The following is a 12,621-nucleotide window of genomic DNA, read 5'->3' on the forward strand; positions in this document are numbered from 1 at the left end:
GCCAAAACCCAGCAATCCCCCAAAGCGGACACCACCTCGAAAAACAGTTGGTCGAATCCCGCGGAAACGGGACACGTATCAAAGTTCAAAACCGAACAATCATCCGGTAGAATTTTCACCAGTCCGTTGCCGGGGATACTCTGGATCAAAATCTTTGGTTCATCCTTGGGCCAGATCTCTCCAGGCCATCGCGTAAGCTTGAACAGCGTCCCGATCGAAGATCGAACCGGAAAAGGGCCGAAGGTTGTCCATGTTGTGAGGGCTTGAACGTCCAGCCAGAAGTGCGGCACCCTGGCTTGTTCCCGTTGCGCCGTCTGCTGCCAAGACCTTTGAGCCTGTCACGGCTGCTAACGCATGCAGGAACATCTCGTTCCTGTTGAATGGGCCTTCCACTACGATTTCGCCGGAATGCCCGATGTTCGACAAGCATTCCGAAGTCATGAGGGCAAGATATAGGGCTACTGCAGCCCCTCGCCCTGCGCTGCCTATCGGTGGCTCTGAACCGATCCAACGCGCGAGGTGTCCCTGAAATGGGCCCGAGTCGGGTTCGAGTGAAGGCATCAGCATCACACGTTCACGAAGCACGGCCTCAACGTCCTCTGTCGTTGGGGGGGGGGGATTTTTTCCTATTGCAAGATCGTATTCACGACCACCCATGAAGCGTGCTGATGGAACGGGTTGACCCAAGGCGTTCACATTCACCAAAACGTCCTTTGTGGCATCCAATGGAATTTCCCTTCCACCCAAGGACATGGCGATCACCCAAGTCCCTGTTGAGACAATGGACTTTGGTCCAGTGTCGTTCAGAAGATACCGCAAGAGCGAGGCGTTTGAATCGTGGATCCCGCAATAAACCAATGTATCCGCGGGCAATCCCGTCTTCTTCGCGACGATGGGTAGGATCGGTCCCAACATTTCGCCAGGTTGTTTGACCGGAGCCAGTTTCTCCCTGATGTTTAGCCGAGCCGCCAAGGATGAATAGTTACCTTCATAAGGCGCCCAGACATCGGTGTGGCAGCCAAGAGATGTTGGTTCGGACGCTGCGACCCCTGTCAGTCGAAATCCCCAGTATCCAGGGTATGTGACGATCGTCTGCGTGCGACCCAGCAACAGGGGATCCGTCACGAATTGCCAATGCAGCTGGGCACCCAGGTTGAGACCCATGGGCAGGCCGGGCGAACCGGTTTCGGAAAAGTCGGGTCGGACCCGGCAGTAGTCTTCGGCCGCCGCGTCGGGGCCGTCAAATTCATAGTCCAGGATTGGCGCTGCCAGGCTGCCGTTTTCATCGAGAAGCGCAGCGCAAGCGCCATGCGTCGTAATAGTAATCGCATCGATGCTGTGGTCCCGGTGAAATTGTCGAAGCGCGTCCAGAAGGAAATCCCAATGCCCATCGACATCGAAATGAGGCCATGGTGGACCGGGCAGCACTTTGTTTGGCCGGGTAACGACGGCAATCTCGCTCAGATCGGAAAGATCGACGAGCGCCAGTTTGGCGTTAGTCTTGCCTATGTCTATGACCGCAATGTGCCTATTGGTCATGGCATGTGAAAGACGGTTGCAAGTGGCGTTACGACTGGCTCATTGTCTGGGTGGCACTCCATAATGTCCGCCATATGCGCCCACCAGCGTTTCATGATGTCATGCGACGGCAGGTCGTCCATTGTATGATCCTTAATCCGCCATAAAACGCCGAACAGGATATTGGTTTCAGGGTCGAGATGGATCGAGTAATCCGAGATTCCTGCGGTTTTCAGAAGTGCCACAAGCTCCGGCCAGATCGCGTCGTGGCGGCGTTTGTATTCGGCTTCGCAGCCGGGTGAAAGCCGCATCTTGAACGCGTATTTTTCCATCACCGCCTCCATTTTTCCCACAGACGCGGCAGCGCGATCACCCCGATCAGCAAGGCGCCGATCACGATGGACATGACGATACCCGGCACGTTCAGAAGGCCAAGTCCGAATGTGACCAGCCCCATTACGAAGGCTGCGATCACAACGCCGGGGATAGACCCGGACCCGCCGAGGATGTTGACGCCGCCAAGGACAACCATGGTGACGACCTCTAGCTCCCAGCCGAAGGCGATCGAGGGACGGGTCGAACCAAGGCGCGATGTCAGGCAAATTGCCGCTACCCCTGACATCAACCCGGTCAGCAGGAACAGGATGAATTTTACCCTTGGCACCCGGATGCCCGAGAACAAGGCGCCGGTCGGGTTGTTGCCGATGGCATAGACGGCACGGCCGAAGTTGGTCTTGTGCAAAAGGATTGCGAAGATCACGGCGATGATCGCGAACAGAACAAACTCGAAGGAAATCACCCACCAGACATATCCCTGTCCGAAAAAGGCAAAATCCGAGGGGTATCCGCGATAGGCCTGGTCGCCCAGCACGATATAGCTGATGCCGCGAAACAGGCTCATCGTGCCGATGGTGACGACAATTGAAGGCAGCCCGAGCCGTGTCACAAGGAAGCCGTTGAAGGCGCCGCACAGCAATCCGGTGCCCAGACCGACCATGATCAGGCCCGGTGTGCCCACACCCATCTGGACAGCGGCCCCCATAGCCGTCGAAGCCAGCGCGATGATCGAGGCAACCGACAGGTCGATCTCGCCCGAGATGATCAACAGGGCCATGGCAAAGGCGATCATCGCCTTTTCAGTAAAGTTGAAAGTGGCGTCGCTGAGGTTCCAGGCATTCAGGAAATAGGGCGAGGCAAAGCTGTTGGCGATGAAGATCGCGACCGCCACCAGCAGCAGCAGGCTTTCCCAGCTTTTCAGGTAACGCTCGGCCGGAGATTGCAGGCGGTCGACAATGATGCGCTCGGACTGGCTCATGTGGCATGCTCCGCTGTCTTGAGGATGATCCGGCCTTTTTCACGGTTGGCGCGGGCATTCAGTGCCACGGCGATGATGATCGCGCTTCCCGAGATAGCCAGTTGCCAGAAAGGAGAGATATTGACGACCGGCAGCGCGTTCTTGATCACGCCAAGGAACAATGCCCCCAAAAGCGCGCCGCCGACGGTGCCAATTCCGCCTGCGATGGACACGCCACCGATCACGCAGGCCGCAACCACGTCCAGCTCGAACCCGCCGGCAATGTCGACATAGGCCACTGAGTAGCGCGAGACCCACAGGTATCCGGTCAGCCCGGCCAGGGCGCCCGAGATGGTGAAGGCGCGGAACTGGGTCTTGCCGACATCGATGCCGGTATAGGTCGCGGCGTGGGGGTTGCCACCGACGGCATAGAAGGACCGGCCCATCGTGGTGCGTGTCATGACGATGGTGAACAGGATCACAGCAATGATCGCGGTCCAGCTCATGACAGGCAGGCCCAACAAATCTGCACGCGGGAAGGCCTTGAACGCGCTGCTCATCTCATGGCTGTTGACCCATTTTCCGTCCGAGATCAGGAAGATAATGCCACGGAAGATTGTCATGGTGCCGAGGGTCACGACGATTGGCGGTATTTGCAGCTTCCAGACCAGAAGCCCGTTCGTCATTCCCATAAGCGTGCCAAGGCCCACGGCGATCATGATGATAACAACAATTGGCATGCCCGGGGCGGCGACATTGATCATCGCCACCACCATTCCGGTCAAGGCGAGGTTGGCAGCAACGCTAAGGTCGATGCACTTGGTCAGGATCACGATCATCTGGCCAATCGCCAGCAGGATCAGCGGCGAGGTGTCGTTGAACACATCCGCCAGGTTGCTAGGGGCAACGAAAGCGGGAAACCGGGTGGCGATCACCACAAGAAGCGCAACAATGGCACCCAAAAGCAGGATTTCACGTGAGGCAAGAAAACGTTTCAACATCTGCTTGGTCCTCTCAAATTCCGGCCGCGTTGCGGACAAGGGTTTCCGGGGTCAGTTCCTCTCCCGACAACTTGGCCGCGATCCGCCCCTCCCGCATCACGATGACGCGGTCTGACATGCCCAGGATTTCCGGGATTTCGGACGAGACCATGATTACCGCAAGCCCCTGCTGGGCGAGTTCGGCCATGAATTCATGTACTGCCGCCTTCGATCCGATATCGATCCCCTTGGTCGGCTCATCGAGGATGATCACCTTGGGCTGGGTTGCCAGCCATTTGGCGATCACCACTTTCTGCTGATTGCCGCCTGACAGGTTGCCGACGGGCGTGTCCAGCGACGCCGCCCTGAGATCAAGTCGGCTGGTGTATTCCCGGGCCAGTTTGAATTCTTCGGCCAGTTGGATGAACCCGTGCCGCGACGTGCGCGCAAGCGAAGGCAAGGTGACGTTTTGAAAGATCGGAAGTGCTGTGATCGCGCCCTGTTTGCCCCGATCCTCTGGCACATAAACGATGCCGCTTGCGACAGCGTCGGCGGGGGATCGTATCTGGGCTGCAGTTCCGTCGATCGTTGCGGTCCCACTGGCAGGGCGCGTGATCCCGAACAACGACTGCATGAACTCCGACCGGCCAGCGCCGACAAGCCCATAGAACCCAAGTATTTCACCGCGTTTCAGATCAAACGAGATGTCGGCGAACTCGGTCGGGTGGTTGTAACCCTCGACCCGCAGCACTTCATTGCCGATGACGGGGGTGCGATCCGGGAAAATCTGGCTCACGTCGCGCCCGACCATCATCTTCACGAGGTCGGCTTCGGTCACATCACTGATCTTGCCGTCGCCGATGAACTGGCCGTCGCGGAAGACGGTAAAGCGGTCGGCAATGCGGAATATCTCGTCAAACTTGTGGCTGATGAACAGGATGGCCTTGCCTTGTGACTTCAGCTTTTCGACCAGTTCATAAAGCTCGTGAATTTCCTTGTGCGACAGGGCGGCAGTTGGCTCGTCCATGATCACGACTCGGGCGTCAATCGACAAGGCACGGGCGATAGCGACAAGGTGCTTGTTGGCAATCCCCAGGTCGCGCAGCTTGGCCATCGGGTCGATCTCGGCACCGATACTGTCAAGGATGGCACGTGACCGGCGCTCCATCTCGGCCCAGTCAATCAGGCCGAACTTGCCGCGCGGTGCATGGCCCAGAAAAATGTTCTCTGCCGCTGACAATTCGTCAAACAGCACTGTTTCCTGGTGGATGGCGGTGATGCCCGCGTCGGCGGCATCCTGGGCGGTGGGAAAGACAACCGGATTGCCATCGACACGGATCGCGCCGCCGTCGGGCTGATAGATTCCGGTCAGAATCTTCACCACTGTCGACTTGCCCGCACCGTTTTCACCGATCAGCGCAGTCACCTCGCCAGGGTAAAGTTTCAGCGCCACATCGGAAAGCGCCTTGACCCCCGGGAAGGTTTTGGTGATTCCGTCCAGCGCCATGACCGGTGCGCTTTGGAACCCAGTGGGAATATGGTTTTCGGCTTGCATGGGAATTCGTCGACCTGTTTCAGTCTGCCCCGGCACTGGAACGGCGCCGGGGCAGGATGTTCTGAGTTGTCAGCTTGGTTTAGAAAATCGACTTGAAGTCGTCGATGTTCGAGCTGTCGTAGACAAACGGATCGGCCATAGCTGCGGCGTTGGTGTCGTCCAGCGTGATCGTCCCCATGCGGCCAATCGAGATTTCCGCGCCGGGTTCAGCTGTTGCCGCGCCCGTGGCCAGCTGGTGGGCGATCATGGCAGCCGAATAACCCAGGTCGATCGGGTTCCAGATGGCGAAGGACTTGGATGCGCCGCTTTCGATGGCTCCGGCCATCTCGGACGGCAGGCCCAGTCCGGTCACGTTGACTTCGCCGATCTTGCCGGCATCCGCGACAGCCTGAGCGGCGGCGACGATTCCGACCGAAGTCGGTGCAATGATGGCATCCAGATCGGGATAGGACTGCATCAGGCCCTGCGCTTCGCGATAGGACTTGTCGGCCAGATCGTCACCATAGACGGTGGCAACAACGTTGATGCCGGGATAATTGCCCATCACTTTGGTCATCTCTTCGATCCAGATGTTCTGGTTCGTCGATGTCGTGGTTGCCGACAGGACAGCCACGTCACCGCCATCAGGCAGGTGGTCGGCGGCCAGTTTGATGATCATGTTGCCGATCAGCGCGTTCGACGACGGGTTCAGGTGAACCTGACGACCTTCCTGCGCAACTCCTGAGTCCCATGAGATCACGGTGATGCCCCGCTGCTGGGCCTTCTTCAGGGTCGGCACCAGCGCGTCGGTGTCATTTGCCGAAACCGCAATGGCGTCGACACCCTGCGCGATCAGCGAGTTGATCACCTCGATCTGGCCTTCCGCAGTGGTGTCGGTCGGGCCGGTATAAATGATTTCAACGCCGCCCAGTTCTGCGGCCGCTTCCTCGGCGCCCTTGGCCGCCGCTTCGAAGAAGCCGATGCCAAGTGCCTTCACAACCAGCGCGATGCGCATGTCGTCGGCCATGGCCGTGGTGCCCATCATGCTGGCCACAAGGCTGAGGCCGGCTACGAGTTTGGTAAAGTTGCGACGTTTCATGGTGTCCTCCCTAATGTCACACTTTCTGTCAGGTTCCGCCGGTCATCCGGCGACTTCCTTATCGTCCTGACCTGCGCCGGATGCGGCGACGATCAGTTTCACATCGGCCGCTTCAAGCATGGCCGCATCCCTGTCCGAGATCCCGTCGTCGGTGATCACGGTGTCAATCTGTGCGAGCGGGCACAGCACAAGGCTGGACCGGACCGCAAACTTCGAACTGTCCGCCAGCACGACAAGCTCGTCCGCTTGCCCGATCAGTTTCTGCTCCGCTTGAATGATCAGCGGGTCGGCCTCCATCAGTCCAAGCGGGCCAATGCCCTGTGCCCCCATGAACATGCGTTTGGCGTAAAAGTTGCGCGTCACGTCATTGTCGAAGGGCGACAGGATGATGTTCTGTTCGCGATAGATCGCGCCACCGGACAGCATGATCGTGTTCTTGGAATGCTTCAGCAGGTGTTCGGCAATCGGAAACGAGTTGGTAAAGACCTGCACCCGACGTGTCGCCAGAGGATGCACCATCTGGAAAGTGGTTGTGCCGCCGTTGATGATGATCGGGTCACCATCTTCGCAGAGATCGACCGCGGCCCGCGCGATTGCCTCTTTCTCAAGAATGTTCATGGTCTGGTTGACCGAGAAGGGGCGCCCGGCAAGGCCGACGAATTGCGGCGGACTGATTGCTTCGGCGCCGCCGCGCACGCGGCGCAGCTTCTTGAGTTCGTCCAATGTGGCGATGTCCCGACGCACGGTCGCTTCGGACGCACCTGTCAGCCCACACAGGTCAGCAACGGTTACAACCGGCCGGTCCTGAACGGCGGACAGAATAATCCTGTGGCGCTCTTTTTCGTGCATGAAGTCCTCCCTTGGTCCGCAATGCTGCGGGTTTCGATGGTTTGTGTCAATCATTATTTGTCAATTTCAATCACAAACGGTCACTTGATGATTGTTAATGATTGATAGTGATTGACTTTGTGAGCCTATTCTATCAGGTTCATTGCAAGTTTCTATGGCGCCAATCGGTGCCAACTGGGAGGATTTGACTGTGAAAACCGCTGGGAATCAGCTTCTTGAAAACCGTTGGGACAACGACGCCACCGCCAAGATGAGCGAATCGGAATTGCTTCTCTACCGCTCGAACATTCTCGGGGCGGACAAGCGGGTGACCAATTATGGCGGGGGAAACACATCCGCCAAAGTGATGGAGACTGACCCGCTGACCGGAGACCAGACCGAGGTGCTTTGGGTCAAAGGATCGGGCGGGGACATCGGTTCGATCAAGATGGACGGGTTCTCGACCCTCTACATGGACAAGCTGCAGGCGCTGAAGGGGCTTTATCGCGGGGTCGAGTTCGAGGATGAGATGGTCGGCTACCTGCCGCATTGCACCTTCAACCTGAACCCGCGTGCGGCCTCGATCGACACACCATTGCACGCCTATGTGCCGCGCAAACATGTCGACCACGTCCATGCCGACGCGATCATCGCCATCGCCGCCTCCAAAAACTCGCGCGAATTGACGGCCCAGATTTTCGGCGACCGGATCGGCTGGCTGCCGTGGAAAAAACCGGGCTATGAACTGGGGCTATGGCTTGAGAAGTTCTGCCTTGAGAACCCGGATGCGGATGGCGTTGTGCTGGAAAGCCACGGGCTTTTCACATGGGGTGATACGGCGCGGTCCTGTTATGACACCACCATTGATGTGATCAACGCGGCAACGGCATGGCTGGGCGAAAAGACCGGCGATGTCCCCGCCTTCGGTGGCGCGCGACATGAAAGCCTTGCGCCCGAGGCGCGCCGCGCGGTTGCGGCCCGCCTGATGCCCGCAATCCGCGGTTTTGTCTCGGGCAACCAGCACATGGTTGGCCATTTCGACGATTCTGACGCGGTTCTGGAATTCGTGAATGCCAGGGAAATGGAGCCCTTGGCCGCGCTGGGTACATCCTGCCCCGACCATTTCCTGCGTACCAAGATCCGGCCGCTGGTGGTCAATTTCGACCCGGCCGCCAACAATATCGATGCGGTTCTTGAAGGGCTGCCGGCGCAGATCGAAGCCTATCGCAACGACTATGCCGCCTATTATGAGCGCTGCAAGAAGGACAACAGCCCGGCCCTGCGTGACCCGAACGCGGTTGTCTATCTCGTGCCCGGCGTCGGCATGATCACCTTTGCCAAGGACAAGGCCACGGCCCGCATCTCGGGCGAGTTCTATGTCAATGCGATCAACGTCATGCGCGGCGCCAGCGCGATCAGCGAATATCAGGGCCTGCCCGAGCAGGAAGCCTTCGACATCGAATACTGGCTTCTCGAAGAAGCCAAGCTGCAACGTATGCCGAAACCCAAATCTCTGGCCGGGCGCGTGGCGCTGATCACCGGCGGTGCGGGTGGGATCGGCTCCGCTACGGCGCAACGTCATTTGTCGGAAGGGGCCTGCGTGATGCTGGCCGATATCGACGAGGGCAACCTGGCCAAGACACAGGACCAACTGTCGTCGCAGTTTGGCAAAGACGTCGTGCGCACAGTCCGCATGGACGTAACTGACGAACAAAGCGTTATGGCCGCTCTCACTGAAGTGGCGGTTGAGTTTGGCGGCGTCGACATTCTGGTTTCCAACGCCGGGATTGCGTCCTCCGCATCGGTCGAAGACACGACACTGGACCTGTGGAACCGGAACATGGACATCCTTAGCACCGGCTATTTCCTTGTCAGCCGCGAAACCTTCAAGGTGATGCGCGTGCAGGACATGGGCGGGTCAATCGTATTCGTGGCGTCGAAGAACGGTCTGGCCGCGTCTCCCAATGCCTCGGCCTATTGCACCGCCAAGGCGTCAGAGATCCATTTGGCCCGCTGCCTTGCGCTGGAAGGGGCCGAAGCGGGCATCCGAGTCAACGTGGTCAACCCGGATGCGGTTCTACGCGGTTCGAAGATCTGGGAAGGCGAGTGGCTGGAACAGCGCGCAGGCACCTATGGCACCGACAAGGGTGGGCTGGAAGAGATGTACCGCCAGCGCTCGATGCTGAAACGGTCGGTTCTGCCCGAGGATATCGCCGAAGCGTGCTATTTCTTTGCCGCTGACACATCCGCCAAGTCGACCGGCAATATCATCAATGTCGACGCAGGCAACGTTCAGGCGTTCACGCGCTGACCTGCATCCTGGGGAGGAAGACAGTGACAGGATATGAAACCGCAAAGGCCCAGTTCGCGGACTGGGGCGTGGATACCGAGGCAGCAATCTCCGCGCTGAAAGAGATTCCGATCTCGATGCATTGCTGGCAAGGCGACGATGTCGTCGGTTTTGAGAAAAAGTCGGGCAGTTCCGGCGGCGGCATCCAGGCCACCGGGAACCACCCCGGTCGTGCCCGCACGCCGGACGAATTGCGGGCCGATCTCGACTATGCCTACTCGCGCATTCCCGGCCGTCATCGGCTGAATCTTCACGCGATGTATCTGGACACGGATGAAAGTCCCGAGAGAGACGAGATCGAGTTCCGCCACTTCGCGCCTTGGGTCGACTGGGCCAAGGATCAGGGCATAGGGCTGGACTTCAATCCGACCTTTTTTGCCCATGCCAAGGCCGACGACAACCTGACGCTCAGCCACCCTGACAAGGGAATCCGCGATTTCTGGATCGAACATGGCAAGCGCACCCGTGAGATCGCAGCGCAGATGGGCGACGCGCTGGCCAGCCCGGTGGTGAACAACATCTGGGTGCCCGATGGCTACAAGGACGTTCCAATCGACCGCATGGCCGCCCGCGCCCGGCTTGAGGCATCGCTGGATCAAATGCTGGCGCAGAAGATTGACAAGAACCGGATGCTGGACGCGGTGGAAAGCAAGCTGTTCGGCATCGGGGTCGAGGCCTGCACCGTCGGCAGTCACGAATTCTATCTCGGTTATGCGATCCGCAACAACACGGTGTTGTGCCTCGACATGGGGCATTTCCACCCGACCGAGAACATCGCCGACAAGCTGAGTTCGGTGGCCCTGTCGGTGGACGAGATCCTGCTCCATGTCTCGCGCCCGATGCGCTGGGACAGCGACCACGTCATTCTGCAGAACGACGACATCCTGATGATGGCGCAGGAATTGGTGGCATCAGATCTTCTGGGGCGCACCCATGTCGGGCTCGATTTCTTCGATGCCACGATCAGCCGCACCGCTGCCTGGGTGATCGGCACGCGCAACATGCAAAAGGCGCTGCTGCGTGCGCTTCTTTTGCCGATGTCCGAGTTGAAGGACGTGGAAAATGCGCTTGATTTCACCAGCCGCCTGATGCTGACGGAAGAGGCCAAGGATTTGCCGTTCGGCGCGGTCTGGGCGGAATTCTGTGCCCGGATGGATGTGCCCTGTGGAAAGGCGCTGATCTCGGATCTGGCGTCCTATCAGTCCAAGGTTGCCGCACGAACCTGATCGGGGCGGCAACAACGCGAACGGCAATTGCCAACTCCCCGTCAACGTGCCGTTCGCGCCATGCTCATCTTTTCGTCTGCGCTGATGCGTTTTGGGCTAGGCGTCAGAGAACCGAAAAACTCGGCTCGCTGTGTCGTGGAAAATCGAGCGAACCTCCGACTTGGAGCGATCGGCCAAGACCGTCTTCAACTGCTCGAATTGGCGCGATACGGGGCAATTCACAATCTCAACCGGCGCGTTTGATCCATAGAACACGCGGTCCGCGCCGATGCTGTCCAGAAGATGGTGAACAAACGGGGTCAGGGCGGTCGCATCCCAGGATTTGCTGACTGTCCACAAACCCGAAAGTTTGACGCACACGTTTGGCAGTGACGCAAGTCTTGCAATACCACGACGCCAGCGCGCGGCATTGTCCGGCTGATCGGGCTCAAGCGTGCCAAAATGATCTACGACAATCTGTAGCTGTGGGACCGAGTGCGCAAACTCGGCCAGTTCGTCAAGCTGGTCGGGGACCACAACCATCTCAAGGCACAGTTCCTGGTCGGCCAGGTATTGCGCAACGTTTCTGAAGACTGGTGACTCAAGAACGCCTGATTCCGAAGCCACGCGCCACCTGCCGGCGTGATCCCAAGCTACCGGCGATCGCACGCCGCGCAGCGCTGGAAAGGCGCGGTGGCGATCAACAAGGTCGCGCGCGCCTTCTGACATCAAGTCCACGGCACCGACAATCGCCAGCGGCCAGCCAGATTGATCCGACACATCCTGCAGCCACCGGGTTTCTTCCACGGGGTCCGTCGCACCGCAATGGGCCTCAACATGAACGCTGCCCGTCAGCTGCCGGTCCCCAAAGGCCGTACGATGCTCGTCTAAAAGATAGTCTCGCGCGATGCCGCGCTTGTCCCCAAACCGGGCGGCGGGCGCATCTGGCACCAGCCACCGATACGGGAAACGGTCGATTTGCCAAAGATGGTGGTGGCCGTCGATGATCGGCAGGTTGTCGAACAGGTCGTCAAAGCCAGATGACCGGGAGGGTTGGCTGATGTCCATTTACTGCGCAGGTCAATAAGTTGCCCGACCACCGGAAAGATCAAAGACTGACCCCGTGGTAAAGCTGTTCTCGGGTGAGCACAGCCAAACGATCATGGATGCCGCCTCTTCGAGTTCAAGAAACCGCCCGCGCGGAATTTTCGACAGCATGTAGTCGATATGCTCTTGCTTCATCTGATCGAAAATTCGTGTGCGCGCGGCGGCAGGGGTCACGCAGTTTACGGCAATATCCATGTGCGCCAGCTCTTTTCCCAGCGACTTGGTCAATCCAATGACACCCGCTTTCGACGCCGAATATGCCGAGGCATTGGGGTTGCCTTCTTTGCCCGCAACCGATGCGATGTTCACGATCCGCCCGTATTTTGCCGAGATCATTGAAGGAACAATCGCGCGGTTGACATGAAACGTGCCCAACAAGTTGATCTCGGTAATCGCCTTGAACTCATCGACAGGATAATCGACCAAGGGTGCGTTTGACCCCGCAATTCCTGCTGAGTTCACCAGGATCGAAACCGGTCCACCCAGAGAAATTGTACGTTCTGCTGCGGCTTCCACGCTTTGCCAATTGCTGACGTCCACATGGCAGGCGAATGCCCCGTTGCCAAGTTCGGTCGCGGCCTTTTCTGCAAGATCCGTGTCCAGATCCCAGACTGCGACACGCACACCATTCCGGGTCAGTTTGTCAGCCACTGCCCGGCCAATTCCCTGCGCGCCGCCGGTTACAACTGCCATTTGTTCCATTGTG

The 12,621-nt window shown here is 58.7% G+C and carries 11 protein-coding genes; 2 read left to right on the plus strand and 9 right to left on the minus strand.

Features of this window, described 5'->3' with window-relative positions; genetic code table 11:
* Positions 1 to 159 precede the first annotated feature (159 nt).
* The 7 genes from JQ863_RS16955 to JQ863_RS16985 form a co-directional block, all read right to left on the minus strand.
* Positions 160 to 1,539, minus strand: coding sequence for an FGGY-family carbohydrate kinase (locus tag JQ863_RS16955; RefSeq protein ID WP_204115532.1), 1,380 nt, complete (start codon positions 1,537 to 1,539; stop codon positions 160 to 162).
* Positions 1,536 to 1,850, minus strand: coding sequence for an L-rhamnose mutarotase (gene rhaM / locus JQ863_RS16960; RefSeq protein ID WP_204115533.1), 315 nt, complete (start codon positions 1,848 to 1,850; stop codon positions 1,536 to 1,538). Before rhaM ends, JQ863_RS16955 begins: the two co-directional genes overlap by 4 nt.
* On the minus strand, positions 1,850 to 2,833 hold the full coding sequence (locus JQ863_RS16965) for an ABC transporter permease (protein ID WP_204115534.1): 984 nt from the start codon (positions 2,831 to 2,833) through the stop codon (positions 1,850 to 1,852). The genes rhaM and JQ863_RS16965 overlap by 1 nt, the downstream gene beginning before the upstream one ends.
* Positions 2,830 to 3,813 (minus strand): ABC transporter permease, encoded by a 984-nt coding sequence (locus JQ863_RS16970; RefSeq protein ID WP_204115535.1) that lies wholly within the window; start codon positions 3,811 to 3,813, stop codon positions 2,830 to 2,832. Before JQ863_RS16970 ends, JQ863_RS16965 begins: the two co-directional genes overlap by 4 nt.
* A gap of 13 nt (positions 3,814 to 3,826) precedes the next feature.
* Entirely contained in the window at positions 3,827 to 5,347 is a 1,521-nt protein-coding gene (locus JQ863_RS16975) for a sugar ABC transporter ATP-binding protein (RefSeq protein WP_204115536.1), read from the minus strand.
* Between the two features lie 79 nt (positions 5,348 to 5,426).
* A complete protein-coding gene (gene rhaS, locus JQ863_RS16980; RefSeq protein WP_420826285.1) occupies positions 5,427 to 6,371 on the minus strand; it encodes a rhamnose ABC transporter substrate-binding protein in 945 nt (314 codons plus the stop codon).
* A 96-nt stretch (positions 6,372 to 6,467) separates the two neighbouring features.
* Positions 6,468 to 7,274, minus strand: a complete 807-nt coding sequence (locus JQ863_RS16985; protein WP_204115538.1) for a DeoR/GlpR family DNA-binding transcription regulator — start codon at positions 7,272 to 7,274, stop codon at positions 6,468 to 6,470.
* Positions 7,275 to 7,428: 154 nt separating this feature from the next.
* On the opposite strand from JQ863_RS16985, the gene JQ863_RS16990 reads away from it, so the two are divergent.
* Both JQ863_RS16990 and JQ863_RS16995 read left to right on the plus strand, forming a co-directional pair.
* Positions 7,429 to 9,564, plus strand: a complete 2,136-nt coding sequence (locus JQ863_RS16990; RefSeq protein WP_204115539.1) for a bifunctional rhamnulose-1-phosphate aldolase/short-chain dehydrogenase — start codon at positions 7,429 to 7,431, stop codon at positions 9,562 to 9,564.
* Positions 9,565 to 9,587: 23 nt separating this feature from the next.
* Positions 9,588 to 10,829, plus strand: coding sequence for an L-rhamnose isomerase (locus tag JQ863_RS16995; protein WP_204115540.1), 1,242 nt, complete (start codon positions 9,588 to 9,590; stop codon positions 10,827 to 10,829).
* A 96-nt stretch (positions 10,830 to 10,925) separates the two neighbouring features.
* Here JQ863_RS16995 and JQ863_RS17000 read toward each other — a convergent pair whose 3' ends face one another.
* Both JQ863_RS17000 and JQ863_RS17005 read right to left on the minus strand, forming a co-directional pair.
* Positions 10,926 to 11,876 (minus strand): amidohydrolase family protein, encoded by a 951-nt coding sequence (locus JQ863_RS17000; RefSeq protein WP_204115541.1) that lies wholly within the window; start codon positions 11,874 to 11,876, stop codon positions 10,926 to 10,928.
* 12 nt (positions 11,877 to 11,888) lie between these two features.
* Positions 11,889 to 12,617, minus strand: coding sequence for an SDR family NAD(P)-dependent oxidoreductase (locus JQ863_RS17005; RefSeq protein ID WP_239113556.1), 729 nt, complete (start codon positions 12,615 to 12,617; stop codon positions 11,889 to 11,891).
* Positions 12,618 to 12,621 lie beyond the last annotated feature (4 nt).

Origin of the sequence: Shimia biformata, from assembly GCF_016888515.1 — a bacterium.
GTDB classification, from domain to species: Bacteria; Pseudomonadota; Alphaproteobacteria; order Rhodobacterales; family Rhodobacteraceae; genus Shimia_A; species Shimia_A biformata.

Excerpts from the sequence above, each read along its gene's own strand:
- JQ863_RS16990 (WP_204115539.1), top strand. The coding sequence starts at position 7,429 with ATGGCGCCAATCGGTGCCAACTGGGAGGATTTGACTGTGAAAACCGCT.
- JQ863_RS16955 (WP_204115532.1), bottom strand. The coding sequence starts at position 1,539 with ATGACCAATAGGCACATTGCGGTCATAGACATAGGCAAGACTAACGCC.
- JQ863_RS17000 (WP_204115541.1), bottom strand. The coding sequence starts at position 11,876 with ATGGACATCAGCCAACCCTCCCGGTCATCTGGCTTTGACGACCTGTTC.
- JQ863_RS17005 (WP_239113556.1), bottom strand. The coding sequence starts at position 12,617 with ATGGAACAAATGGCAGTTGTAACCGGCGGCGCGCAGGGAATTGGCCGG.
- JQ863_RS16970 (WP_204115535.1), bottom strand. The coding sequence starts at position 3,813 with ATGTTGAAACGTTTTCTTGCCTCACGTGAAATCCTGCTTTTGGGTGCC.
- JQ863_RS16965 (WP_204115534.1), bottom strand. The coding sequence starts at position 2,833 with ATGAGCCAGTCCGAGCGCATCATTGTCGACCGCCTGCAATCTCCGGCC.
- JQ863_RS16975 (WP_204115536.1), bottom strand. The coding sequence starts at position 5,347 with ATGCAAGCCGAAAACCATATTCCCACTGGGTTCCAAAGCGCACCGGTC.
- JQ863_RS16985 (WP_204115538.1), bottom strand. The coding sequence starts at position 7,274 with ATGCACGAAAAAGAGCGCCACAGGATTATTCTGTCCGCCGTTCAGGAC.
- rhaM (WP_204115533.1), bottom strand. The coding sequence starts at position 1,850 with ATGGAAAAATACGCGTTCAAGATGCGGCTTTCACCCGGCTGCGAAGCC.
- rhaS (WP_420826285.1), bottom strand. The coding sequence starts at position 6,371 with ATGATGGGCACCACGGCCATGGCCGACGACATGCGCATCGCGCTGGTT.